At 59.6% G+C, this 25,048-nt stretch carries 27 protein-coding genes and 1 tRNA gene; 13 read left to right on the top strand and 15 right to left on the bottom strand.

The window, feature by feature from the left end; genetic code table 11:
* Positions 1-66 precede the first annotated feature (66 nt).
* From queE to ACFSAG_RS12070, 9 genes are all read right to left on the bottom strand, one after another.
* Positions 67-705: a 7-carboxy-7-deazaguanine synthase gene (queE, locus tag ACFSAG_RS12110; protein ID WP_381515113.1), complete on the bottom strand. Its 639-nt coding sequence runs from the start codon at positions 703-705 to the stop codon at positions 67-69.
* Positions 702-1,385: a 7-cyano-7-deazaguanine synthase QueC gene (gene queC, locus ACFSAG_RS12105; RefSeq protein WP_381515110.1), complete on the bottom strand. Its 684-nt coding sequence runs from the start codon at positions 1,383-1,385 to the stop codon at positions 702-704. The genes queE and queC overlap by 4 nt, the downstream gene beginning before the upstream one ends.
* 33 nt (positions 1,386-1,418) lie before the next feature.
* A tRNA-Arg gene (locus tag ACFSAG_RS12100) sits at positions 1,419-1,495 on the bottom strand.
* Between the two features lie 54 nt (positions 1,496-1,549).
* Positions 1,550-2,089 (bottom strand): DUF1254 domain-containing protein, encoded by a 540-nt coding sequence (locus tag ACFSAG_RS12095; RefSeq protein WP_381515107.1) that lies wholly within the window; start codon positions 2,087-2,089, stop codon positions 1,550-1,552.
* On the bottom strand, positions 2,086-2,661 hold the full coding sequence (locus ACFSAG_RS12090; protein WP_374613477.1) for a DUF1214 domain-containing protein: 576 nt from the start codon (positions 2,659-2,661) through the stop codon (positions 2,086-2,088). The genes ACFSAG_RS12095 and ACFSAG_RS12090 overlap by 4 nt, the downstream gene beginning before the upstream one ends.
* A gap of 42 nt (positions 2,662-2,703) precedes the next feature.
* Positions 2,704-3,213 (bottom strand): DUF4262 domain-containing protein, encoded by a 510-nt coding sequence (locus ACFSAG_RS12085; RefSeq protein ID WP_381515103.1) that lies wholly within the window; start codon positions 3,211-3,213, stop codon positions 2,704-2,706.
* Positions 3,213-5,864 carry a pyruvate, phosphate dikinase gene (gene ppdK / locus ACFSAG_RS12080; protein WP_374613473.1) on the bottom strand — a complete coding sequence of 884 codons (2,652 nt, stop codon included), beginning with the start codon at positions 5,862-5,864 and terminating at the stop codon, positions 3,213-3,215. Before ppdK ends, ACFSAG_RS12085 begins: the two co-directional genes overlap by 1 nt.
* 44 nt (positions 5,865-5,908) lie before the next feature.
* Complete coding sequence (gene glyS / locus ACFSAG_RS12075; RefSeq protein ID WP_381515334.1) at positions 5,909-7,909, bottom strand: glycine--tRNA ligase subunit beta; 2,001 nt, start codon at positions 7,907-7,909, stop codon at positions 5,909-5,911.
* Positions 7,906-8,778: a glycine--tRNA ligase subunit alpha gene (locus tag ACFSAG_RS12070; protein WP_381515100.1), complete on the bottom strand. Its 873-nt coding sequence runs from the start codon at positions 8,776-8,778 to the stop codon at positions 7,906-7,908. The genes glyS and ACFSAG_RS12070 overlap by 4 nt, the downstream gene beginning before the upstream one ends.
* 191 nt (positions 8,779-8,969) lie before the next feature.
* Between ACFSAG_RS12070 and ACFSAG_RS12065 the strand changes: the two genes are divergently transcribed.
* The 7 genes from ACFSAG_RS12065 to ACFSAG_RS12035 all read left to right on the top strand — a co-directional run bounded on the left by ACFSAG_RS12065 (position 8,970) and on the right by ACFSAG_RS12035 (position 13,827).
* Positions 8,970-9,182 (top strand): helix-turn-helix transcriptional regulator, encoded by a 213-nt coding sequence (locus tag ACFSAG_RS12065; protein WP_374613470.1) that lies wholly within the window; start codon positions 8,970-8,972, stop codon positions 9,180-9,182.
* The gene (locus ACFSAG_RS12060; RefSeq protein ID WP_381515097.1) at positions 9,175-9,840 is read left to right on the top strand and encodes a hypothetical protein; all 666 of its coding nucleotides are present in this window, start codon (positions 9,175-9,177) and stop codon (positions 9,838-9,840) included. The genes ACFSAG_RS12065 and ACFSAG_RS12060 overlap by 8 nt, the downstream gene beginning before the upstream one ends.
* Positions 9,841-9,888: 48 nt before the next feature.
* Positions 9,889-10,818, top strand: a complete 930-nt coding sequence (locus tag ACFSAG_RS12055; protein WP_381515094.1) for a TraB/GumN family protein — start codon at positions 9,889-9,891, stop codon at positions 10,816-10,818.
* 190 nt (positions 10,819-11,008) lie between these two features.
* Positions 11,009-11,623, top strand: coding sequence for a 50S ribosomal protein L25/general stress protein Ctc (locus ACFSAG_RS12050; protein ID WP_381515091.1), 615 nt, complete (start codon positions 11,009-11,011; stop codon positions 11,621-11,623).
* A 111-nt stretch (positions 11,624-11,734) separates the two neighbouring features.
* Complete coding sequence (gene pth, locus ACFSAG_RS12045; protein WP_381515089.1) at positions 11,735-12,304, top strand: aminoacyl-tRNA hydrolase; 570 nt, start codon at positions 11,735-11,737, stop codon at positions 12,302-12,304.
* Positions 12,305-12,308: 4 nt separating this feature from the next.
* Positions 12,309-12,812 (top strand): AAA family ATPase, encoded by a 504-nt coding sequence (locus ACFSAG_RS12040; protein WP_381515086.1) that lies wholly within the window; start codon positions 12,309-12,311, stop codon positions 12,810-12,812.
* 34 nt (positions 12,813-12,846) lie between these two features.
* Positions 12,847-13,827 (top strand): SDR family oxidoreductase, encoded by a 981-nt coding sequence (locus tag ACFSAG_RS12035; protein WP_381515084.1) that lies wholly within the window; start codon positions 12,847-12,849, stop codon positions 13,825-13,827.
* A 5-nt stretch (positions 13,828-13,832) separates the two neighbouring features.
* Here the strand turns inward: ACFSAG_RS12035 and ACFSAG_RS12030 are convergent, their stop codons facing one another.
* Positions 13,833-14,480 carry a CAP domain-containing protein gene (locus ACFSAG_RS12030; RefSeq protein WP_381515081.1) on the bottom strand — a complete coding sequence of 216 codons (648 nt, stop codon included), beginning with the start codon at positions 14,478-14,480 and terminating at the stop codon, positions 13,833-13,835.
* 147 nt (positions 14,481-14,627) lie between these two features.
* Here ACFSAG_RS12030 and ychF point away from each other — a divergent pair, with 147 nt between their 5' ends.
* On the top strand, positions 14,628-15,728 hold the full coding sequence (gene ychF / locus ACFSAG_RS12025; protein ID WP_381515078.1) for a redox-regulated ATPase YchF: 1,101 nt from the start codon (positions 14,628-14,630) through the stop codon (positions 15,726-15,728).
* A gap of 45 nt (positions 15,729-15,773) precedes the next feature.
* Positions 15,774-16,202 (top strand): group II truncated hemoglobin, encoded by a 429-nt coding sequence (locus ACFSAG_RS12020; protein WP_381515075.1) that lies wholly within the window; start codon positions 15,774-15,776, stop codon positions 16,200-16,202.
* A 9-nt stretch (positions 16,203-16,211) separates the two neighbouring features.
* Here ACFSAG_RS12020 and ACFSAG_RS12015 read toward each other — a convergent pair whose 3' ends face one another.
* Positions 16,212-16,601, bottom strand: a complete 390-nt coding sequence (locus ACFSAG_RS12015; RefSeq protein WP_374613453.1) for a MerR family transcriptional regulator — start codon at positions 16,599-16,601, stop codon at positions 16,212-16,214.
* A gap of 73 nt (positions 16,602-16,674) precedes the next feature.
* Between ACFSAG_RS12015 and ACFSAG_RS12010 the strand changes: the two genes are divergently transcribed.
* Positions 16,675-17,424: a MauE/DoxX family redox-associated membrane protein gene (locus ACFSAG_RS12010; protein WP_381515071.1), complete on the top strand. Its 750-nt coding sequence runs from the start codon at positions 16,675-16,677 to the stop codon at positions 17,422-17,424.
* Here ACFSAG_RS12010 and ACFSAG_RS12005 read toward each other — a convergent pair.
* On the bottom strand, positions 17,421-18,179 hold the full coding sequence (locus ACFSAG_RS12005; RefSeq protein ID WP_381515067.1) for a DUF7847 domain-containing protein: 759 nt from the start codon (positions 18,177-18,179) through the stop codon (positions 17,421-17,423). The two genes, ACFSAG_RS12010 and ACFSAG_RS12005, sit on opposite strands and share 4 nt — an antisense overlap.
* Before the next feature lie 59 nt (positions 18,180-18,238).
* Here ACFSAG_RS12005 and lipB point away from each other — a divergent pair, with 59 nt between their 5' ends.
* The 3 genes from lipB to ACFSAG_RS11990 are packed head-to-tail and all read left to right on the top strand — an operon-like array spanning position 18,239 to position 20,526.
* Positions 18,239-18,913, top strand: a complete 675-nt coding sequence (lipB, locus tag ACFSAG_RS12000; protein ID WP_381515064.1) for a lipoyl(octanoyl) transferase LipB — start codon at positions 18,239-18,241, stop codon at positions 18,911-18,913.
* Positions 18,914-18,937: 24 nt separating this feature from the next.
* Positions 18,938-19,219, top strand: coding sequence for a hypothetical protein (locus ACFSAG_RS11995; RefSeq protein WP_381515061.1), 282 nt, complete (start codon positions 18,938-18,940; stop codon positions 19,217-19,219).
* Between the two features lie 8 nt (positions 19,220-19,227).
* Positions 19,228-20,526 (top strand): NADH:flavin oxidoreductase/NADH oxidase family protein, encoded by a 1,299-nt coding sequence (locus tag ACFSAG_RS11990; protein WP_381515059.1) that lies wholly within the window; start codon positions 19,228-19,230, stop codon positions 20,524-20,526.
* 42 nt (positions 20,527-20,568) lie between these two features.
* On the opposite strand, the gene ACFSAG_RS11985 is transcribed toward ACFSAG_RS11990, so the two are convergent.
* The 3 genes from ACFSAG_RS11985 to ACFSAG_RS11975 are packed head-to-tail and all read right to left on the bottom strand — an operon-like array spanning position 20,569 to position 25,045.
* A complete protein-coding gene (locus ACFSAG_RS11985) occupies positions 20,569-22,224 on the bottom strand; it encodes an alkaline phosphatase family protein (RefSeq protein WP_381515056.1) in 1,656 nt (551 codons plus the stop codon).
* Positions 22,225-22,240: 16 nt separating this feature from the next.
* On the bottom strand, positions 22,241-23,926 hold the full coding sequence (locus ACFSAG_RS11980; RefSeq protein ID WP_381515053.1) for a long-chain-fatty-acid--CoA ligase: 1,686 nt from the start codon (positions 23,924-23,926) through the stop codon (positions 22,241-22,243).
* A gap of 9 nt (positions 23,927-23,935) precedes the next feature.
* Entirely contained in the window at positions 23,936-25,045 is a 1,110-nt protein-coding gene (locus ACFSAG_RS11975; protein ID WP_381515050.1) for an MBL fold metallo-hydrolase, read from the bottom strand.
* Between the last annotated feature and the right edge of the window lie 3 nt (positions 25,046-25,048).

Genomic DNA, 25,048 nt, shown 5'->3' with positions numbered 1-25,048 from the left:
CCTTGTCTCTCCACTGTCGAGACTGTCACCAAAGTGACATGAAGTCAAAGGGGTTTACTACACTGCTTAGGGTAGCCCTAAGAGCTTGTGATTCTGGAGAGAAAGCCTCCATTTGGGGTTGTGCGAAACGAAATCGATCGCCGATTTCCGGTTCGACTCGTTCACGTTCGAATCGCCGCTATCCATGGGCTGGATGAGGAAATTGTCGAACGCCCAATCTTTCATCACTGCAGGCTCGCTGCCTGCCTGTGGCCATACGAGTTTCAGTTCGTTGCCGCGCCGCTGCACGACATCGCTGCCAGCCTTGGGGCTGATACACACCCAATCGATGCCGGGATGCACCGGCAGCGTGCCATTGCTTTCGATAGCGATGGTAAAGCCTTGTGCGTGCAGGGCATCAACCAACGCATCGTCGACCTGCAGCATGGGTTCACCGCCTGTCAGCACGACATAGCGATGCTGTTTCCCCTCGCCCCATAAGGAGGCAACCTTCGCTGCCAGCGCTTCGGCTTCATATCGCCCGCCATTTTCGCCATCCATGCCGACAAAATCGGTGTCGCAAAACTGGCAGATCGCGCTGGTGCGGTCTTCTTCACGCCCTGTCCACAAATTGCAGCCGGCAAAGCGCAGGAATACTGCGCGCCGCCCTGCATGCACGCCCTCCCCTTGCAAGGTCAGGAAGATTTCCTTGACCGCGTAGCTCATGCGTAAACCGTCGGATCGGGCAATCCGGCATCGGCAAAGCCCTTGGCACGCAAACGGCAGGCGTCGCATTGGCCGCAAGCCTTGTTATCCGGCGTAGGGTCGTAGCAGGACCAGCTCATCGCCGCATCGAGCCCCAGCCGGTGCGCTTCGCGGGCAATATCGGCCTTGGTCATCTGCTGGAGCGGGGTGTGGACCGTAAAGCGATCACCTTCGACCCCTGCCTTGGTCGCGAGGTTGGCCATATCCTCGAAAGCCGCAATGAATTCAGGACGGCAATCGGGATAGCCCGAATAATCGAGCGCGTTCACCCCAATAAACAGGTCGCGCGCGCCGCGCGCTTCGGCAAGGCCAAGGCACAGAGAAAGGAAAATCGTGTTGCGCGCCGGGACATAGGTCACCGGAATGGCATTTTCCTCAACGCCATCCTTGGGAACATTGATGTCGGCTGTGAGTGCAGAGCCGCCAAAACGGCGCAGGTCGAGCGGAAGCACGATATGCTCAGCAGCACCCAGATGCGCGGCAATGCGCGCCGCACTTTCCAATTCGATCCGGTGGCGCTGGTTATAATCGATGGTCAGCGCATGGATCGCATAGCCAGCTTCACGCGCCAATCCTGCGACAACCATGGAGTCGAGACCGCCCGACAACAGGACGACCGCAGATTTTGCTTTTGAGGACATTTTCGGGGCTACTCTCGCACAGGGAGAGGAAAATGGCGCACCCGGAACGATTCGAACGTCCGACCCCCAGATTCGTAGTCTGGTGCTCTATCCAGCTGAGCTACGGGTGCGTGGAGCGGTGCCAATAGGCGTGGCTCCACGGATTCGCAACCCCTAAAATGGCGCTATTTTGCCGACACAGCCTGACAGGTGGATTTGCGCCGGATTGCATCGACTTCGGCATATTCTGCCGGATCGGAGAGCAGGATGCGCATCAGCGCAATCCCCTTGTCATGATCTAGCTGAACCACGTCATAACCCTTGGGGGCCACCTGCCCTTTGCGGACGAGTGCGAGGCGGGCAGGTTTGCCGCCGGTATCCCTGTCGCTGCGCACAGCAGCAACATCGGTGCGCGCGTCGAAGATGCTGACCGACCAATATTTGCCCGGCACAGGGGCCACATCGACCAGAACTGGCCCTTGCGAAAGATTGAAGACGCAGGACGAATAGACAAGATCCGGGCTTGGCCGGACAATCGGTTGGCGATCAGCGGTCGCCATCTCGCCGAAACCGAACACATTGGCCCTGCCATTGCCGTTCGCCGAGCTGATTTTCTTCATCGCAGCCGACATCAGGACATAGGGTGTTGCCAGCAGCGTGCCGTGCCAGGCGACGGCCGCCACAGCCAGCCCGGCGAGGATAGGAAGAAGCCAATTGCGGGTCATGCGCAGCGCTCCTTCTTGATGGTCGGCAGTTTGGCGTTGGCCGGATCGTTAAGCAGCGCCCCCTTGGGATGATAGGCACGCAAGGTCAGGTCGAACTTCGGCGCTTGCCCGGTGGGTAGCCACAGACCCTCGGCTCTCTCAGGCGAGACGGTGAACGACCAGTTGCCTTGTGCGTCACGCTCTGGAGCATTGCCGCCGACCGACCAGCGATTGGCCTCATTCTTCACCAGCCAGCCTTCGCCCTCGTAGAGTGTGATGCTCCACCAGCGGGCTTCAAGCTCACCACCGCTCACTATGTAGGTGCAATTGCCGCTGAGCGGTGCACCGTCGCTGTCATTATGCGCGTTGAAATACATCGCCTCTTTAGCTGGCAGTGCGAGCAGGCCGAACAGCGATACACGCGCTCGGCTCAAGGCAGAGGCATCGGCGGTGCCGTTATCGGTGTTAGTGCTCCATGGCCCGTTGGTCACCTGCCGCCCCAGATCGCCGCTGCGCACCTGGTGCACCGCATAGGCCGCACCTCCTGCCAGCCCGAGCAGGATGCAGATCGAATATCGTAACCATGGTTTCATGAAGCCCCTCCGCAGTCCAAGGGCCACAAATCGCCAGCGGCGTCAAGCTTTGCGCAAATTTGCGAATCCTTGCGCAGTCAAATCCGGCTGCGCATCGATGATCTCTTTCGGACAATCCTCTTCCCACGGGAATTTCCGGCTGTTCACGCCGGGCCAGAATATCTGCCAGACGGGAAATGGCTCACCCTCATAATACCAGCGGGTGAAGTTCATATAATCAAGCGCTGCCCTGTCGCCCGCTTCTACGAAAACAACGGGATAGCCCTCGAGAAACTCTGTCACCTCTTCGCCTAGTATAAACTGGGTGCCGTCGTTCCAGCGAAAATAGAATTCATTGATAATCCGGTGATGCATATCCGACGACAGACCAAAGATGATCAGTTCAGGCGCGCCATAGCTTTCATAGGCGCCGGTCGAATAGGAAAAATTCGGCTCTCCCGTAGGCTCGTCGACACGGTCCGCCACAGACATCACCGCGTGGCCATATTTCTCGATCTTGTCGAGATAGCTCTGGTCGAGCGGGTCGGCCTGCGGCTTACCCTTGAGCGACATCAGCGATTCCGCAAAGCCGCCTGCGCCGCTGCGAGCCGAGCGATGGGGACGCGGTATGGCGAGGCGCTGACATAATCGAGGCCGGTTTGCTCGCAGAACGCGATCGAGGCGGGGTCGCCGCCATGTTCGCCGCAGATGCCGAGCTTGATGTCTGGCCGGGTCTTGCGGCCCTTGGTCGCAGCGATCTCGATGAGCTGGCCGACACCCTCGACATCAAGGCTGACGAACGGGTCGGTCGCATAGATGCCCTTGTCTACATAATGGATGAGGAAGCGCGCGGCATCGTCACGGCTTACCCCCAGCGTGGTTTGCGTGAGGTCGTTGGTGCCGAAGCTGAAGAAGGCGCCAACCTCGGCGATCTCATCTGCCATCAGCGCAGCGCGCGGTAGCTCGATCATCGTACCGACCAGATAGTCTATCCGCTTGCCCTGTTCGGCAAAGACCGCTTCGGCCGCCTTTTCGACCACTTCCTTCATCAGTTCGAGCTCGCGGCGGGTGCCAACGAGCGGGATCATGATTTCGGGGACGGGGGCGGTCGGCAAGGCGCAGGCTGCTTCAAAGATAGCCCGTGCCTGCATCTCATAGATTTCAGGATAAGTGACACCCAAGCGGCAGCCGCGATGGCCGAGCATCGGGTTGAACTCGTGCAGTTCGGATGCGCGCTGCTTCAAGGTTTCGATGCCGACACCAGCGGCTTCGGCAACCTCGGCAAAGTCCGCTTCCTGCGTCGGCAGGAACTCGTGCAGCGGCGGGTCAAGCAGGCGGATGGTCACGGGAAGTCCTGCCATCACCTCGAAGATGCCGATAAAGTCTTTGCGCTGCTCGGGCAGCAGCTTGTCGAGCGCAGCGCGGCGGCCGCGTTCGTCTTCGGCGAGGATCATCTGGCGCACCGCAGTGATGCGGCTTGCGTCAAAGAACATATGTTCGGTGCGGCACAGACCGATGCCTTCGGCGCCAAAGTCGCGTGCGGTCTGCGCGTCCAAGGGCGTCTCGGCATTGGCGCGCACCTTCATCCGGCGCGAACCATCGGCCCATTCCATCAGAGTGCCAAAGTCCCCTACCAGTTCAGGCTGCAGCGTCGGGACGGCGCCCGCCATCACCTCGCCGGTCGCACCATCAATGGTGATGATATCGCCTTCCTTGAGCTCACGGCCCGATACCCGCAGCAGCTTTGCCGCATTGTCGATGGCAAGGCTGCCTGCGCCTGAGACGCAAGGGCGGCCCATGCCGCGCGCCACCACTGCTGCGTGGCTGGTCATCCCGCCACGCGCGGTCAGGATGCCGCGCGCTGCGTGCATGCCGTGAATGTCTTCAGGGCTGGTCTCGACGCGTACAAGGATCACGGCCTCGCCGCGATCGTTCCATTTCTCGGCGGTATCGGCATCAAACACGATCTTGCCCGAAGCGGCACCCGGCGATGCTGGCAAGCCTTTGGTGAGCACATCACGCGGCGCCTGCGGATCGAGCGTCGGGTGGAGCAGCTGGTCCAATGCCATCGGATCGACGCGCAGCACGGCTTCCTCTTGGCTGATCAGCCCTTCGGCCGCCATGTCGACCGCAATCTTGAGCGCGGCCTTGGCGGTGCGCTTGCCCGAACGGGTCTGCAGCATCCACAGCTTACCGCGTTCAACGGTGAACTCGATATCCTGCATGTCGCGATAATGGCGCTCAAGCGTATCAAAGACCCGCGCCAGCTCGGCATAAGCCTCGGGCATCGCCTCTTCCATGCTCAAGGGCTTGGCGCCTGCTGCCTCACGCGCGGCTTTGGTCAGATATTGCGGGGTGCGGATACCCGCGACAACGTCTTCCCCCTGCGCATTGATCAGATACTCGCCATAATAGGCATTCTCACCGGTGGCGGGGTCACGCGTAAAGGCCACACCCGTCGCCGAGGTATCGCCCATATTGCCGAACACCATCGCCTGCACATTGACCGCAGTGCCCCAGTCGCCCGGAATGGAGTTCAAGCGGCGATAGACCTTGGCACGGTCCGATTCCCAGCTGGCAAATACTGCGCCCACCGCGCCCCACAGCTGCTCGTTCACATCCTGCGGGAAGGGTTTGCCCCATTCGGCTTCGACAAGGCTCTTATATTCGCCGACCAGCTCGATCAGGTCATTGGCCTGCAATTCGGTGTCGAGGAAGTAACCGCGATCTTCCTTGGCAATCTCCAGTGCATCCTCGAACGCATGATGGTCCAGCCCCAGCACGACATCGGCATACATCTGGATGAAGCGGCGATAGCTATCCCACGCAAAGCGTGCATCACCCGATGAGGCCGCCAGCCCTTCCACGGTCACATCGTTAAGGCCCAGGTTGAGGACCGTATCCATCATCCCCGGCATCGACACCCGCGCACCCGAACGCACCGAGACGAGCAATGGATTGGCAGGATCGCCAAAGCTTTTGCCGGTCACGCCTTCGATATGCGCGATGCCCTTTGCAACCTGATCGGTCAGGCCATCGGGAAAGGCCTCGCCATTGGCGTAATATGCGGTGCAGACCTCGGTCGTGATCGTAAAGCCGGGGGGCACAGGCAGGCCAATCGCGGCCATGCCGTCAAGGTTCGCGCCCTTGCCGCCGAGGAGGTTCTTGTTCCCCTCGCCCTTGTCATCAACGCCGCCGCCGAAGCGATACACATATTGGGTCATGCACTTTCCTTTATGGCTATCTCGCATTCCCCGGGGAGAAAATGTCAGCCTTCGATTCGGGAGAAATCCGCCACGCGGTGCACCGCATCACGAAACCTTGCCAGCAACCCCAGCCTGAATGCCCGTTTTGCCGGTTCTGGATCATTCACCATAACGCCATCAAAAAAGGCGTCGATCGGTGCGCGCAATGAGGCGAGTGCCGCCATGGCGTCTTCAAATTTTTCGGCTTCGATCGCGGCCGCAGCCTTGGGCTCGGCGCTGTCGAGGGCGGTGAGAAGCGCTCGTTCTTCTGCGACCAGATCGGCTGGTGCTGCGGCATTGGGATCAACGCCTTCGGCCTGTTTCAATATGTTCGCCGCACGCTTGTAACCCGCAAGCAGGTTTGTGCCTTCGTCGGTGTCGACAAAGCCCTGCAACGCCTTCACCCGCGCGAGCAGGCGGACGAGATCGTCTTCCCCGCCAAGTGCGAATACCGCATCGATCAGGTCATGCCGAACGCCAGCCTCGCGCTGCTGGACTTTGAGGCGGTCTGCGAAGAAATCGAGAACGGCGCCTTCTCCGATTCCAAAGCGGAGACTGTTGGTCGTCACTATCTGAATGATTCCGATCGCTGCGCGACGCAGGGCGAACGGATCCTTGGATCCAGTGGGCTTTTCGTCAATCGCGAAGAAGCTTCGGACGGTATCCAGCTTATCCGCCAAACTCACCGCAACCGTTACCGGAGCGGTGGGTACATCGTCACCTTGCCCTACCGGCTTGTAATGGTCGCGCACCGCGTCGGCGACGGCATCGGCCTCGCCCTGCGCGCGGGCGTAATAGCCGCCCATGATGCCTTGCAGTTCGGGGAACTCGCCGACCATGCCAGTGACGAGATCGGCCTTGGCTAGGCGAGCTGCGCGTTCGGCATCATCGGCGCTTGCGCCTTTGACGATGCCTTGCTCGACCAGCCAGCGAGCAAGCTTCGCCAAGCGCTCAACCTTGTCGGCGACGGTGCCCAATTTCTCATGGAAGGTAATTTGCGACAGTTTCTTCGCCTGCTCATCGAGCGGGATCTTCAGGTCCTGCTCCCAGAAGAATTTGGCATCGCTCAATCGCGCCGCAAGCACCTTTTCATTGCCCGCAACAATCGCCGCGCCGCCATCGTTGGCGACGATATTGGCGGTGCATACAAAGGCGTTTGCGAGCTTGCCCGACTTGTCATGGCAGACGAAATATTTCTGGTTCACCCGCGCGGTCAGTTGGATGACTTCCTCCGGCACCTCAAGATAGGCCGGGTCGAACCGGCCGAGCATCGGCACCGGCCATTCGGTGAGGCCGCTATTTTCGTTCACCAGCCCTTCGTCGGGCACCAGCACCAGCCCGGCATCGGCGGCAGCCTTTTCCGCACCCGCACGGATGATCGCGCGGCGTTCTTCCTGATCGACAATCACATGGCAGGCGCGCAGTTTTTCGACATAATCGTCAGCGCCGCCGATGGTGATTTCGCCCGGATGGTGGAAACGGTGGCCGAGCGTCTGGTAGCCGCTCAAAATGCCATCAACCTCGCACGGCACGACATCCTGCCCGAACAGCGCGACAATGCCCTGCAACGGACGCACCCAGCGCAGCGATTCTGTCGAGATCGACGCCGCGCCCCAGCGTTGCGATTTGGGCCATGGGAAAGCGCGCACAATGGCCGGAATGGCCTGTGCCAGCACTTCGGATGTCGAACGGCCGGGTTTTTCAACCACGGCAAAATAAACACCGTCGCGTTCGACCAGTTGGTCCTGCGTCAGGCCGACCTTGCGCAGGAAGCCCTCCATCGCCTGCGGCGGGGCGCCGACCTTGGGCCCCTTGGTCTCTTCCGACACTGCCTCGGTTTCTTGCGGCAGGCCCTTGGCAATCAGCGCCAGTCGGCGAGGAGTTGCGTAGGTGACGATCTCGGCAGCCGCGAGGCGTGCCTTGTCGAGTTCGGCGGTGAACAGGCGCGCCAGATCCTCGCGCGCCTTATCCTGCATGCGCGCAGGGATTTCCTCGCTGCGCAGTTCAAGAAGGAAGTCGGTCATTCCGCCCACCCATTCTTGTGCATCCATGCCTCGCAGCTGCCCTTCGCCAAGTCACGCACGCGGCCGATATAGCTGGCGCGTTCCTGCACGCTGATCACGCCGCGCGCCTGCAAAAGGTTGAAGAGGTGGCTTGCCTCGATCGCCTGATCATAGGCGGCGAGCGGAACGCCCGCATCGATGCAGCGCTTGCACTCCGCCTCTGCATGCTGGAAGCCTTTGAAGAGCTGTTCGGTATCGGCAACCTCGAAATTATACTTCGAATGCTCGCGTTCATTCTCAAGGAAGACGTCGCCATAGGTGACACCCGCCGAGTTAAACTTCAGGTCATACACCCGGTCGACGCCCTGAATATACATCGCCAGGCGTTCGAGGCCGTAGGTCAGCTCGCCCGCAACCGGTTTGCAGTCAAACCCGCCAACCTGCTGGAAATAGGTGAACTGGGTCACTTCCATCCCGTCGCACCAGACTTCCCAGCCAAGGCCCCAAGCGCCGAGCGTGGGCGATTCCCAGTCATCCTCGACGAAGCGGATATCGTGCTTCAGCGGATCGATGCCGATTGCATCGAGCGAACCCAGATAGAGTTCCTGCAGGTTTGCAGGGCTGGGCTTCATGATCACCTGATATTGGTAATAATGCTGCAGCCGGTTCGGGTTCTCGCCATAGCGACCGTCGGTCGGGCGGCGCGACGGCTGGACATAGGCCGCATTCCATGGATTCGGACCAAGCGCGCGCAGCGTGGTCGCCGGGTGAAAGGTACCCGCGCCCATGCGCATGTCATAAGGTTGCAGGATGACGCAGCCCTGTTTGCCCCAATAATCATGGAGCGTCAGGATAAGGTCCTGGAAAGTTAGGGGCCCGGATTCAGACATGGTTCGCCCTTGGCGGATGGACGCCCCTAAATCAAGCATCTGTGCCGCAGCGCAGCAAAAGGCCTGCGCAAAGCCGCAGCCAAGCTGGTTTTTGTCAGGTTTTACATACAAAATGTCAGGGGTTGTTGACATTGTCAGCGAATCGCGACATGTAGTCATGGAAAGCTGACATATGGACAATAAAAGCTGACATGGAAAACCGATTGAGAGTGTTGCGTGCCGAGCGCCAATGGAGCCAGGCCGAGCTTGGCGAAAGGCTGGATGTCTCACGTCAGGCGGTGAACGCGATCGAAACGGGGAAATATGACCCCTCGCTTCCGCTCGCGTTCAAAATCGCCCGGCTGTTCGGCATGAAGATAGAGGAAATTTTCGACGATGGTTTCGATGGAGAACAAAATGACTGATCTTTCTCCCATGGATGATGCCCCAGCCGAGGGCAGTATCGGCCGCCCGATTGCCTGGATGGCGGCGGCAGGCCTTGCCACTGTATTCACTGCAGGTGCGATCGTCGGCGTGATTGCCGCCTCGAAGGAAGATGGCGGTGCATTATCGACAACCGCCATTGCCATTATCGCGGCGTTTGTCGCGATCATTGGTGGCCTGATCTATGCCCAATGGCGGCTTGCCCGCCGGATCGCGGCGAGCGGCGGAGCGATGACGCGGCGCGAGCGGCTGAACCGCAACATCATGATTGCCTGTGGCGTGATGGGCGGGTTAATCGGTTTGGTGCTCGCGATCACCAGTGACACGTTGACTGCTGATCCACTCACCGTCTTCAGCGAGGCACCCCTGCCCTTGGCGCTGGCCATTTTGCTGGCGCTATTCTGGGGTGCGGTCATGTCGGTCATCGCATGGTTCTGGCATACCCGCGCTATCGATGAACAGGAGGCGCACGCCTATCGCGATGGAGGCTATTATGCCGCCTATGCCTATCTGATCGCCGCCCCGACCTGGTGGTTCCTGTGGCGCGGCGGGATTTTGCCAGAGCCGAATGGCATAGCCATCTTCATTGGCTTTTCGTTAATCTGGAGCAGTGTCTGGTATTGGAAAAAATACCGCTGAACCTGAATTTCCCTTTCCCCCAACCTGACTGAAAACAAGGACCTAAAAATGAAGAAACTGCTTTTGAACAGCACCCTGCTTGCAATCACCCTCTCCCTTTCGGCCGTGGGCGGGCCGATTTCCTCCCCGGCGCTAGCCGCAGATACACCTGCGCCGGCCGCCGTACCCCCTGTCGATGTCGACCCTGCTTTATGGGTGGTGAAGGATGCCGACACGACGATCTATCTTTTCGGCACTGTGCACATTCTGAAACCCGGAATGGGCTGGTTCGACGAAGCGGTGAAGGACGCGTTCGACAAATCCGATCGTCTTGTGCTTGAAATCGTCGAGCCTGACCAGGCAACCACGCAGCAGCTGTTCGCCAAATATGGCCTCGACCAGAGCGGCAAGACGCTGACATCGAAGATGACCGAAGAGCAGAAGGCCACTTACACCAAGGCGATGGAAAAGGTCGGTCTGCCGGCAGCGGCATTCGAACCCTTCGATCCCTGGGCCGCAGCCGTGACCATGCAGGTCATGGGTCTGCAAAAGGGCGGTTATGATGTGAATAGCGGCGTCGAAACGCAGCTGACCGCAGCAGCAAAGGCATCGAAAAAGCCGATTGGCGCGGTCGAAACCATGGAACAGCAACTGCAGATTTTCGACTCGCTGTCGCAAGAAACGCAGGTCAAGTTCCTCGTGGAATCGGCGGCAATGGTCGACCAGATGACGAGCAGCATGGACAATATGGTGACGCTGTGGGCAAAGCCCGACCCCGATGGGCTGGCGCAAGTGATGAACCAGGGCCTGTCCGACCCCAAACTGCATTCGGCGCTTCTCACCAACCGCAACGCCAACTGGGCGGCTTGGATCAAACAGCAGCTTGAAAAGCCGGGCACCACCTTCATGGCCGTGGGTGCCGGCCACCTTGCAGGCAGCACCAGCGTGCAACACCTGCTATCGGCCTATGGCATCGAGGCACAGCGCGTCGAATATTGAGCATAGCCACAAAGTTGGATGGGGCGGGCCGCATAGCCTGCCCCATTTGTTTTGTGCGGGGCACCCAGCAATGGGCGTTGCGACTCTAACGCTTGCAATTGCGCGGATTTGCGCCTAATGGCGCGCGCTTGCCGTGATGGTCATCCCTGGAGGCGTGACGGCAAATATCGAACTTATTTGGAGAAATACTATGAGCGATCTGCTGACTTTGTCGGCTGAGCCGCGCGAACGGGCTGGCAAGGGAGCCTCCCGTGCATTGCGTCGCGAAGGCCGTGTACCTGCCGTAATCTATGGCGACAACAAGGACCCGGAAACCATCCATGTCGAGGAAAAAGCCCTCGTCAAGGCGTTGATGACCGGCCATTTCGGCAACTCGATTGTCGAAGTCACCGTCAACGGCAAGACCGAGCGTACCCTGCCCAAGGATGTGGCATTCCATCCGGTCACCGATCGCCCGATCCATGTGGACTTCATGCGTCTTTCGAAGAACGCGACCGTCCATGTCGACGTCCCCGTGTCGTTCACCAATGAAGACGCATCGCCCGGCCTGAAGCGCGGTGGCGTTCTCAACATCGTTCGCCACGAACTCGAACTGATCTGCGACGCCAATGCGATCCCCGACGAAATCGTCATCGACGTGACCGGTTTCGACGTGGGCGATTCGATCCATATCAGCCATGTTACGCTGCCGGCTGGTTCGAAGAGCGCGATCACCGACCGCGACTTCACCATCGCGACCGTTGTTGCTCCTTCGGGCCTGAAGAGCCAGGAAGGCGACACGACCAAGACCGAAGGCGAAGCTTGATTTGACGTGCAGCCCCTGCGAATGCGGGGGCTACAGTCGGACAAGGCCTGAACGGTTCAAAGCCAAGTGGCCCCCGCCTGTGCGGGGGCTTCGTTTTTTCAGGAAGGTGCGATGCAAATCTGGGCAGGCCTAGGCAATCCAGGACCGCAATATGCCATGCACCGGCACAATGTCGGCTTCATGGCGATAGATGCGCTTGCTGATCGCTATGACGCCCCGGCACCAGCCAAGAAATTCCAGGGATGGGTGCAGGAAACCCGCATCGGCGGTGACAAGATGATCCTGCTCAAACCCGGTACCTTTATGAATGAGAGTGGCCGCAGCATTCGTGCCGCGATGGATTTCTACAAGCTCTCGCCTGCCGACATCACCGTCTTTTATGACGAACTCGACCTTGCACCATTCAAGATCAAGGTGAAGCAAGGCGGGGGTGCCGCAGGGCACAATGGCATCCGCAGCACCATCGACCATATCGGCGCCGATTTCCGCCGCGTGCGGCTTGGCATCGGCCACCCTGGCCATAAAGACAAGGTAACCGGCCATGTCCTTGGCAATTTCGCCAAATCCGAAATCGACCCGCTGGCCGATATGCTGGGTGCGATTGCTGCCGAAGCCGACTGGCTCGCCAAAGGCGATGATGTGCGCTTCATGAGCGAGGTCGCGCTCCGGCTGCAGGACTGATCCAATGCAGCGTGTCCTGATTGTCGGGCCATGCGGTGCAGGCAAATCAACGCTCGCAGCACAATTGGGGCCGGCCCTCGATTTGCCACTATTTCATATGGACCAGCTCAACTGGAAACCCGGCTGGGTCGAAAGCAGCAAGGAAGAAATCCGCGAAAAGCTGGCCGCTATAACCGCACAGGAACGCTGGCTGATCGACGGCACTTATGGAGGCACGCTGGCGCCGCGGCTCGAACGCGCCAATACTGTGCTCTATCTCGATTACCCCATTCGACTGTGTGTCGCTCGGCTTTTGAAGCGGATCTGGACCCACAGGGGGCAATCGCGGCCTGACATGACCGAAGACTGCCCGGAACGGTTCGACCTTGGTTTCCTCTTCTACCTACTGCGCTGGAACAGCGGCCCCAAACACAGGCTGGAGGCTGCACTGAAAGGCCACGAGGCCAAGGTCATCCGATTTCACGATCCGATACAGTTGAAACGCTGGCTGGACTCGCAATCGGCGTGAATCCAGATATCTTAGCATTCGAAGGAGAGCCAAGATGTCCGACATGGAACGCCGCACTGTAATCAAAACCGCATTGGCCGCAGGCGCCGCCGCTGCCATTCCCTCCACCGCCTCCGCTTCAGACAAGCCACTCGCCGGCAAATCGATTCTGATCACCGGAGCCTCGTCCGGTTTCGGCTATCTGGGTGCGCTGCATTATGCGCGACTGGGGGCAAAGGTGATTGCCTCGATGCGCGGGCTGCCACGCAAGGAAGCCGATGAACTCAAGGCCGAGGCGGCGAAGGAAAAACTCGATATCCATATCATCCAGATCGACGTCACCTCGGATGAGCAGGTCGCCGATGGGGTTGAAGAAGCGGAGCGTATCGCTGGCGGGCCGCTCGATATCCTGATCAACAATGCCGGTGTCGGCTATGCCGGGCCGATCGAATTGCAGGATATGCAGGCAACTGCACTGATCTTTGACACCAATGTCTATGGCTCGCACCGCATGGCGCGCGCCGTGCTGCCCGGCATGCGCAAAGCGAAACGCGGGTTGATCTTCAACATTTCCTCGCAACTCGGTCGGGTGATCGTGCCCTCTGCCGGCCATTATTCTCCCACCAAATTCGCGTTGGAGGCGATGAGCGAAGCAATGGCCTATGAACTGGTGCCGCACAATGTTGACGTCTGCGTGATCCAGCCGGGCGGCTATCCGACCAAGGTTTGGGTGAACCGCAACCAATTGGCGAGCGAACTGAAATCAAGACTTACCGAAGATCAGGCTGCGGCCTATCCAGCACTGGTCAACTCCATGGGTAAGGAAGATGGCACCCGTAGAAGCGCCGATCCGATGGATGTACCCCGCGCCATCGCCGAAATCGCAGCCATGCCAGCCGGCACCCGTCCGCTGCGCCGTGCAGTGCATCCGGGCATGAAACCGCAGGAAGCAATCAACAAGGTATCTGCGGAAACGCAACTGGCCATGCTGGGCAATTCGCCATTCGGGCCCTGGGTGAAGGCGGTGCACGACTAGCCTGATCATTCCCCCTTGGGTGGCATGATCGGCGATCCATCCCTTGTCTGGGCGAGGACGATGACGCACATGTTGCGCCATTGCCGGTGGCTGCCGCAAGCGACGCCGGCATAGCGATATTGCGGCAAAAACAGCAGTTTGCGATGCCCGCGATCGGGTACGCCATCATCGACGACCAGTTGCTGGACGGCATTTTGCGCGCTCGTGTAGTTGTAAACGATCACCTCGCCGACATAGACATTGCCACCGCGGGCTTTGACACGCTGCCCGGGTCCCTTCCCGTTGGAATAGTGCCCAGTCTGACCGCTGGCCCCCTGCGCACGCACATGATCGGCGGCAGCGCGGGCCAATAGGTCGCTGGGCATCAGGGTATTGACCGCGCGCCTGCGGCGCAACTCGCGCGCTGCTTCAGAAACCGCTCTAGGACCTTCATGGGTTGTGAAGTCTGGGCCATCTCCCTCTCCCAACAGGATATCGCCATCGAAGCGGTCCCTCAAATCATCCAGTTCCCGCGCAAAGGCGCTCGGATTGCTTCGAAGGAAATTGACCTCTTCGAGTATGTCTGCCTCGACGCCACTGCGACCCGATAAGGGTGCAGCCATCATACCAAACATCGAAATTAGGAGGACTTTCGATTTGAATCCTGCTGTCATCTTGCCACCCGAGCGAATTTGTCTCCAGGCGCTGGCCTAGCAACACTTGCCTGAACGGCAGGCTACAAACAGTTGAACCATGGCAAGGCTGGCCTTTCGCGCCCACTACCGCTAAGGCGCGCGCAATTCATTCCCAACGAGGATTTTATGGGTTTCAAATGCGGTATTGTCGGGCTGCCCAATGTGGGCAAGTCCACCCTCTTCAACGCGCTGACCGAGACGCAGGCAGCGCAGGCGGCCAACTATCCCTTTTGCACCATCGAGCCCAATGTGGGCGCGGTGGCAGTGCCCGATCCGCGCCTGCATATAATCGCCAAAATTGGTGGCAGCGCCAAGGTTATCGAAACCCAACTGAGTTTTGTCGACATTGCCGGCCTGGTGCGCGGTGCCTCCAAGGGTGAAGGACTCGGCAACCAGTTCCTCGCCAATATCCGCGAAGTCGATGCCATCGTCCATGTGCTGCGTTGTTTCGAAAATGACGACATCCAGCATGTCGACAACAAGATCGATCCGATTTCGGATGCCGAAACGGTCGAGACCGAATTGATGCTCGCCGACCTCGAAAGCCTCGAGAAACGCGTGCCCGCCTTCCAGAAAAAGGCGACCGGCGGCGACAAGGAAGCGAAAATTGCGGCAGCCGTGCTGGGTCGCGCGCTCGACCTGTTGCGCGATGGCAAGCCTGCGCGCTTGCTGACACCCAACGATCCCGAAGAGGCGCGGATCTTCCAGCAAGCCCAATTGCTGACGTCAAAGCCTGTCCTCTATGTTTGCAATGTCGAGGAAGCCTCGGCTGCAAATGGCAATGCGCTTTCGGCCAAGGTGTTTGAAAAGGCGAAGGCTGAAGGTGCCGAGGCCGTTGTGGTTTCGGCGGCGATCGAAGCGGAAATCTCGACCATGCCGGCCGAAGATCGTGAGGTTTTCCTCGCTGACCTTGGGCTTGAAGAAACCGGCCTCGCCCGCGTGATCCGCGCCGGATACGAACTGCTCCACCTCATCACCTTCTTCACGGTCGGCCCCAAGGAAGCGCGTGCCTGGACGGTGTTCAAGGGTGCGAAGGCCCCGCAGGCCGCGGGCGTGATCCATAGCGATTTCGAGAAAGGCTTTATCCGCGCCGAGACGATGGCCTATGATGACTATGTCCAATATAATGGCGAGGCCGGCGCCAAGGAAGCGGGCAAGTGGCGGTCTGAAGGCAAGGAATATGAAGTCAAGGACGGCGACATAATGCTGTTCCGCTTCAACGTTTGATTTCGCTCAAGGACAATCCAGCGCGATAGCGACAAAAGCAACAGCATGAGCGAAGCCGATCCCAAATCCCGACCGCAATTGCCCTTTGACCGTATTGGCGGGCGCGAACCGATTGCGCGCATGGTGAACCGCTTTTACGACCTGATGGAAAGCGAGCCCGATTTCGCCGAGCTGCGTGCAATGCACGCGCCGGACCTGACACCGATGCGCGAATCGCTCACCGACTTCCTGATGGCTTGGATGGGCGGGCCGCGCGACTGGTTTGAAAAGCGCCCCGGTGCCTGCATCATGTCTGCCCATCGCGCGCTCGACGGCATGAATTTTGCGACCGCGACCCAATGGGTACTGGCGATGCAACAGGCGGCGAAGGAAACCATTCCGCACGATCCCGATTTTGCGGATTCGATGGTTTCGGCTTTTGCCAGCATGTCGAAGGGCATGGCCGCCAATGCGGGCAAGAAAGATGACCATTGAGGCTGACGCCTAGAGCGTGAATGCCTCGATGATCGGGCATGGCCCCTCATCACCATGCGCACAGGCATTGGCAAGGCCAACCAAGGATTTCTTCGCCTGTTGCAGACGGGCGATTTCCTCTTCAAGGGCAGTTATCCGCGCGCGCGCCAGTTGACGGACCCGCGCCCGGTCGCGTCCCTTGTCGAGCGCGAGCAACTCGGCAATTTCAGACAGCGTAAAGCCAGCCTGCTGCGCGGTTCGGATGAAGCGCAACTGCCGCACATCCGAATCGCCATAATGCCGGATGCCGGAATTGCGGCCCGCCCCAGCGGGAACATCGAGCAATTTCTTGCGTTGGTAAAAGCGAATAGTTTCAACGCCTACACCGCCTGCCTTCGCCAATTGTGATATGGTCAGCATTAGCCGCTTGACTCCGTACTATGGTACGGATGCTAGATAGGCGTGGCACGACCCAATTGAAAGGAAACAAGTCATGCCCTCCCCCGAACCGACGGCGATCTTGTATCGCATGGTGCTTCCCGATCATGTCTGCCCTTATGGCCTGAAGGCGCGACACCTTCTGCGCAGCAAGGGCTATGTTGTTGACGACCGACCGCTAACCACGCGCGCCGAAGTCGATGCCTTCAAGCAAAAGCATGGCGTTGCCACCACACCGCAAATATTCATCGATGGCGAGCGGATCGGGGGGCATGATGATCTGCGCCGCCATCTCGGCCTCAAAGTAGCCGACCCCAACAAGCCAACCTATCGCCCGGTACTCGCCGTGTTTGCGATTGCTGCGGCTCTTGCGCTCACGATAGAGATAGGAACTGGCCACGGGCTGGCTCCCGTGCCGATCGTCGAACGCTTCATCGCCTTGAGCATGGTCATTCTCGCGCTGCTCAAATTGCAGGATGTAGAGCGCTTTGCGACAATGTTCCTGAACTATGACCTGCTGGCCCGCAAATGGGTGCCCTATGGCCGCGTCTATCCCTTCGCAGAGGCTTTGGCAGGCATCTTGATGGTGGGGCATTTGCTGCCCTGGCTGTCGATCCCGATTGCACTCTTCATCGGCACCATCGGAATGGTTTCGGTGTTCAAGGCCGTTTATATCGACAAGCGCGAGTTGAAATGCGCCTGCGTCGGCGGCAACAGCAATGTTCCGCTTGGCTTTGTCTCGCTCACCGAAAATGTGATGATGGTGGCGATGGCGCTATGGATGGCCGCTCGCTTGCTGGCTTAAACGTCCTGGGCAGACAGGTGCCGGTAGATTGCGACGGTGAGGGAAACCATCAAAGTCGCAATCACCGCACCAAAGCCCGCATCAACCCCGGTTTCCACAAAAGGCACACCCTCTGGCCCGGCAAGCAACCGACACGCCAAACCGACGATCAGACCAATGATCATCGCGGTCAGGCTGGCGACCAGGGCGACGATCAAAGTCAGGAAAAACACCGACCATCCATTGCCCCGCGTCAAATCCCAAGCGCGGGAGAATGCACCGGAAAAGCCACGTTCCGTCTCCGCCACCACTATCGGGCCCAAGGGCGTAAGACGCCCAGACAGGTACATTCCGGGCAGGATGAATAACAAGAAGCCACCCAGCATGACTAAACCGCCACTGACCTGCACAAGGAAATAGAATGGCAGCAGGGCCAGCGCCTTGCCGAGCGCGGAGCCGACGGTCGATAGATCATTACGCGTCAGCAGCACATAGATCGCCACGGCCCCAAAAAATCCCAGCAGCCCTGTAGGCAGCAGAACCGGCCAATTTTCAAAATAGAAATCCTGGAATGCGAGGAGCATCTGGGCGGGCGTCGATGCCCCTTGCAGATCGGGTTGGCCGGCAAAAAGCCGCGCGATCCAGTCCGGCAGGAAAAGGAACAGGCCCGATATGGCACCCACGCCTTCGCGATGCGCATTCAATTGGGATTGGGTGGTTTTCCAGACGCTGGAATAATCGAGCTTGCGGTTCATGTGCCCTCCGGTGGTACGCATCGGTTAAAGGCTAGGTGCGGGGCTGGCAAGCGGCGCAGTGAGGCGCTAAGGGGCCATGCATGAAGGTCATGGGCGAAATCGACTGGGACGTCAGCGACGGGCAGGTGCCCTATCCCGAAGCACTGGCCCGGATGGAGGCGCGGCAAGCGGCGATCCACGAAGGCAGCGACCGCGAACTCATCTGGCTACTCGAACATCCACCGCTTTACACAGGTGGCACCAGCGCCGATCCTACCGAGCTTCTAAGCCAGCAATTCCCCGTATACGATACCGGGCGCGGCGGACGTTACACCTATCACGGGCCCGGACAGCGCGTAGGCTATGTGATGCTCGACCTTGCCAAACGGTGCAAGGATGTGCGCTGCTATGTCCATTCGATAGAGGGCTGGGTCATCAACGCGCTGTCACGCTTTGGTGTAGAAGCTCGACGGGCCGAAGGGCGCATCGGTATCTGGTGCGACAACCGCTTCGGCCAGGAAGCGAAGATAGGCGCGATCGGCGTGCGCGTGCGCCGCTGGGTCACCGCGCATGGCTTTGCAGTGAATGTAGCGCCCGATCTTTCCCATTTTGGCGGCATCGTGCCTTGCGGCATCGCCGAATATCCGGTCACGAGCCTTGCTGATCTTGGAATTTCGGCCAGCCTGGCGGATTTCGATACAGCATTGGAAGCAACGCTGCCCGAATTCCTGAACGCGCTTGCAAAAGCCGGCGGCAATTGCGACCTAGGTTTGTAAATTGCATTCAATTGAGGGGTATTTATGCGTCGCGCTTTGATCCTGTTGGCAATCACCCTTCCCGCGCTGTCGGCATGCGGAGGGAATGATGCGGATAGCAAGGTTACCGAAACCCGCATGGACGATATCGACAGCATCGAGGGCACGATTAGCGACGAGATGGTTTCGACCGATGAATCGACCGAAATGGCCCCGGTAGAAGCAACCGCCGCCCCTGCGGCTGCAAAGACCGAAACGCCAGACAAAGCAGCGCCTGCCGACAAGGAAGCAGCTACGCCCGCGCCTGCCGCCGCCGAAGCCGAGTAAAATCTGCAATGCCGTCGCTTCTTGCCGAACCCTTGACGCTGCCCTGCGGCGCAACGCTGCCGAACCGTATCTCCAAGGCCGCCATGACCGAGGGCCTAGCCGACATTTACGGCCGCGCCACGGGCGAGCTTGACCGGCTCTATCTCGCATGGAGCGAAGGTGGTGCCGGGATGCTGCTTTCGGGAAATATCCATGTCGACGCCGACCATTTGGAGCGCCCCGGCAATGTGATTATCGACCGCGAGCCCGATGAGGATAGCAAGCGCGCCCTATCGCATTGGACCGCGGCGGCGACGCGCAATGGCAACCATTTCTGGGCGCAGATCAGCCATGCCGGTCGGCAAACGCAAAAGGCGGTCAATCCGCATCCCAAGGCACCATCGGCAGTGAAACTCGGCCTTCCCGGCGGTCAGTTCGGTGAACCGGTCGCCATGACCGAGGATGAAATCCTGAACGTCATCGGCCGCTTTGGCACTGCGGCCCGGGTGTGCAAGGAAGTCGGCTTTACCGGTGTGCAGATCCACGCGGCGCATGGTTACCTTTTTTCGCAATTCCTCAGTCCGCGCGCGAACCAGCGCGATGATCGTTGGGGCGGCAGCCTGGAAAACCGCGCGCGCATCCTGATGTTCACGGTGAACACTGTCCGCACGCTCGTCGGTGCGAACTTCCCGATTTCGGTGAAGCTCAACAGCGCCGATTTCCAGAAAGGCGGCTTTGCGTTCGAAGACAGCCTGCAAGTGGCCAAATGGCTGCAGGATGCCGGAGTCGACCTGATCGAAATTTCGGGCGGCACATATGAGCAGCCCAAGCTGCTCGGCATCGAAGGCATGGAAGAACCTGAGGAGCAGAATGTCGCTGCCTCAACCATGCAGCGTGAGGCCTATTTCGTCGACTTTGCAAAGGCGATGCGCAGCGAGGTCAAAATTCCGCTGATGGTAACGGGCGGTTTCCGCACGCGATCGGCCATGGAACAAGCGCTCAAGCAAGGCGCCGCCGACGTCATCGGGATTGGCCGCCCATTATGCTATTTCCCCGATGCGCCCAAGCGGCTGCTGGGCGGAATGGAAATGCTGCCGCGCAAGGAACAGGACCTCGCGCTCTTCCCACCTTCGCTCGAATGGCTGACCCGCTGGAAGATGTTCCGCGCAATTGATGGCTTTGCCTGCCAATACTGGTTCTACAGCCAGCTTTATGCGCTGGGCCGCACCGGTCGCCCCGCCACCGAAATGAGCGTGTTCCAAGCCTTTCGCGAAGTTGAAAGCACGCACAAGCGCTGGCTGAAAGAACGTCGGGCGGCTTTGAGGTAAAAGTCTACTCCCCTCCCGCAAGCGGGAGGAGAGAACCAAAACTCACATGCAATTGCTTCCCGTTCCCGCGATCAGGTCAACGCAGCGCCCGTCAATCTCATCCTTGGGCACTTGCAGGCCGATTAGGCTTGCCAAGGTCGGCATGATGTCTGCGGTTTCGATGCCGTTTGGCTGCTCATAGGGGGCAACGCCGGGCCACCAGAACAGGATCGGCACGCGGCGGTCATAGCCCCAGGGCGAGCCATGCGTCGCGACATAGCCGAAACTGGTGTTCGGGATCGGCGTGACATAGCGTTTGAGCGCCACATAGAAATCACCCGACCGTTCGGGATCGAAATTGGCGCGCACGCGCTCGATCAGGCTCCAATCTTCCGGCGGCCCTGACGGTGATGGCGTCGCAGCAATCTCTTCCTTGGTGAACACGGTTTCAACCTGTGGATGCGTGCGATAATGTTTGAGCGCCGCCTCCAAAACAGCGGGTCGTTTTTCCGCCGGGATCTTGGTTGAAAGATACATATCGCCAAATGGTGCGTCGCCCATGATTGCCGGTTCGGGCAGATCAAACGCCTTGGCGAGCACTGGCCCCACGCCCTGCGGCATCAGTTTGATATCGGCGCGCTCAGCCGCGGGTAGCCCCTGGATGGCGTTACGCTCGGGCAGGTCATGCCCGCCATGGTCTGCGGTGAGCATCACGACATAAGGGACCTTGCTCTTGTCGAGCGCGGCAAACATGCGGCCCAAGGTTGCATCAAGTGCGGCCATCTGGGTGCAGGTTTCCGCCCCGGCCGTTCCAAAGGTGTGGCCGATATAGTCGGTCGCCGAAAGGCTGATGGCGAGGACGTCGGTCACCGTGCCCTTGCCCAGTTTCTTCTCGCCAAATGCTGCCAATGCAAGGTCCATGGTCAGCGCATCAAATTCACCCGAAGCACGGAAGGCCCGCGCGTCACCAGCCTTGCGCTGCTGGAGCGTTCCCACCGTTGCATCCCCGCCAATGCTGACAGCGCGCGAGTGGCTGGTGCACATGGCAGGAAGCTTGGCTGGAGCAGGTTTGTCGATGGCCGCCTTGGCGCGGCTGTTAACGAGCGCCGCGCCCTTGGGAACCTCAGCTTCGCTGCCCGCATAGCTGCGGAAGGATTTGCCATCCCACCACATGGTGAGCGTGGTGTTGTGCCCACCCATCATCACTGCGCCGCGATCCTTGCCCGAAACCGCAATAACCTGCGACGCCGGGTTCACCGCGCGCATGCGATCACCCAAAGTCGGCACTTTCAGCAGTTTTGGCGAAACGGTGTAATCGCTGCTGTTGCTACCCTCGACGCTGGTGTCTTCCGAACAATAAACCCCATAATCAGGCTTGCCATTCTTGCCAGTGCGCGCGCGGGTCGGATCGAACCAGCTATTGGCGATGACCCCGGTGCGTGACGGGCGGCTGCCCGTGAGGATGGTCGAATGTCCGGGGCAGGTTTCGGTCGCTGCATGGCTTTGATAGCCATTGGGAAAGGCAATCCCGCCTGCCAGCCGTTTCAGACCGCCGTTGAAATCTTCGCGATATTCATTGAACAGGTCGGTCGAGAACTGATCGACCGAAATCGCGACGATCAGTTTGGGTTCCGGCACCTTGGGCGCATCCTGTTCGGCCATCGCCGGACTTGCGGCCAGCACCGCTGCGCCCAGCATCCATGCGGTAAACCTGTTCATCTTTCCCTCCTGAGACCTATACGCCAATTTCGGCGCGCAATGCCTTGCGATCGAGCTTGCCGATCATCGTTTTGGGCAGCGTGTCGCGGACGACCACCGCCAATACCCGTTCATGCTTGCCCAATTGGGGATTGAGCCAGTCGGCAAGTTCCTCCCCTGTAGCCGTTTGCCCATCGCTCAAGGTGACAAAGGCCTTGGGCCGCTCGCCCGAATAGGTGTCGGGTACGCCAATCACCAACGCCTCTTTCACCGCCGGATGCTGGTAGAGTATGTCCTCCACCTGGCTTGGGAACACCTTGAAACCACCCACTGCAATCATGTCTTTCAACCGGTCAACGATGAAGATGAAGCCGTCCTCGTCTATGGTGGCCACATCGCCGGTGCGCAGCCAACCGTCGACGAAAACCTCTTCGGTTGCATCCGGCTTGTTCCAATATCCGGCCATGATCTGCGGCCCTTTGGCAAGCAATTCGCCGGGCTCACCCTCGGGAGCATCCTTGTGCGGATCTTCCTTGTCGGCAAGCCGTACCCATGTGCCGGGAATGGGCTGCCCGATACTGCCGATCTTGTTCAGACCTTCGTAGGGGTTGCACGAAATCACACCCGAACTTTCAGTAAGGCCATAGCCTTCGATAACCACCGAACCACTGCGTTCCTCAAAACGGGATTTCAACTCCGCCGCCAAAGGAGCGCCGCCTGAAATGCATCCGCGCAGGCTGGAAAAATCGGTTCCCGCGATTGCCGGATTGTCGAGCAGCGCCTGGTACATGGTCGGCACGCCCGGAAGCGCGGTCACCTTGGTGCGGTTGATGGCGGCGAGCGCCGCCTTGGCTTCAAAACGTGGCAGCATCACGATTTCGCCGCCATTGTCGATCGTCCGGTTCAGCACCGTCGCGTTGGCGAACACATGGAAGAAGGGCAACACGCCCAGGATGCGATCCGTGGCATTTTCCTGCGGGTTGTTCACCCGGCTGTGCGGATCGAGCAGGTTTATCTGCCGTGCATTGGCGCTGATATTCTGGTGGGTCAGCATCGCACCCTTGGGTGTACCGGTCGTGCCGCCGGTATATTGCAACTGGGCGACATCCTTTTCAGGATCGCACGCGACAGGCTGGTTGGCACCATCATTGTCCAGCAACGTTGCAAATGCAGTGATGCGGCTGTCCTTGGGCACGTCGGCAATCTCTGTCCGTTTGAACAGGCGATAGGCCAACCCTTTCAGACGCGGCAGCGCCTCGGCAACATTACCGACAACCAGCTGCTTGAGGCTCGATTGGTTGAGTACCTTGATCGCGGTCGGCAACAGCGCCGCAGCAGAGACGGTCACCAATATCGACGTACCGCTGTCGGCCACCTGATGCGACAGTTCGTCGACGGTATAGAGCGGCGAGAAGTTGACAACCGTGGCACCTGCGGCGAGCGCGCCATAATAGGCGGCGATATAATGCGGCACATTGGGCAGGAACAGGCCGACATGGTCACCCTTGCCGATGCCTTGCAACTGCAGCCCACGGGCAAAACGGCGCACCTGCCCGGCCATTTCAGCATAGCTGAATTTACGGCCCATAAAGTCGGCGAGCGGGGCCTTTCCCTGCCGCTCGGCGGAACGGAAAAACATGTCGTGCACCGAAAGCGGCGGAAATGCCTGCTCCCATTTCGTCGGGTGCAGATAGTTCGAAACCCAAGGGGTCTTGACGGTCATAAAGCTCCTCTAGGCGGCGCTATACCAGCCCACCCCATCGAGCTTTTCCACCTTGGCCCGACCGGTCGCCACCAGATGCACAAGATGCGCATGCGATTCCCCCGCTGCAAGCCCGAATACGCTTTCGTCGATCGGCCTGTCGAAAAGCAAGGCGAAGGTATCTACAGCGCGCATCGGTTTTTCGCGCAATGCTTCTTCCAGCTTGTCGAGGCGATCGTGATGCCCCTCGGCGAGTTTGTCGAGCCGAACATGAACCCCGCGGAAAGGCGAACCATGCGCGGGCAGCACCAGCATGTCGCCGGGCAGCTTGCGGCGGAACTTGGCAATCGAATCGAGCCATTCCCCGAGCGGATCGGCGTCGGGTTCGCTATCCATGATCGAAACATTGCTGGTGATACGCGGCAATATCTGGTCGCCAGCGATGATCACACCATTGTGATGGTCCACAAGGCAGGTGTGCTCCGGCGTGTGGCCACCGCCTGTCATCGCCTCCCATACCCGGCCGCCGATGCGGACATGCTGTCCATCTTCGAGCCGGCGGTGCCCGGTGGGCAATTGCGAAACGGCGCGGGCAAAGCCTCCGAAGCCGCGCTTGCGCATATCTTCGACCTGCTGCTCGCTATAACCTTGGAAGCGACGACGATCGAGAATCTCCTTGGGCGGCTCGTCGCGTTGGTCGGCGGTCAGCATCCGCGCCATCAACCATTCGGTGCGGTTCATCCAAAGCTGCACCTTGCAGCGATTGGCGAGCCAGCCCGCGCAGCCGACATGGTCGGGGTGGAAATGCGTCACGAAAATACGCGTCATCCGTCGGTCGCGAAGGGCGCCCTCAAGCAGTTTCTTCCACTCTTCGATCACCACCGGCATGAACAGGCCGGTGTCGGCAATCGCAAAACCCTCGCCCTGCTCGTCGCGGTCGTCGAGCAGCCAGATGTTGATATGGTTGAGGTTTCCGGGAACCGGCATCCGCGTCCAGCCCATGTCAGGCGCGAGCGGATAGATTTCGCCATAGCCGGGCACATGTTCGCCCAGCGGATAGGTCAGCCCCTTGATTTCGATGGGTTCGAAGCCATGATCGGCAAGCGACATGTCATAGGCGGGCAGTGTTTCAGCAGTCATCAC

It is taken from the genome of Sphingorhabdus buctiana (assembly GCF_042680825.1).
GTDB classification, from domain to species: domain Bacteria; phylum Pseudomonadota; class Alphaproteobacteria; order Sphingomonadales; family Sphingomonadaceae; genus Sphingorhabdus_B; species Sphingorhabdus_B buctiana.
This window is presented reverse-complemented; position numbering and strand designations above follow the sequence as displayed.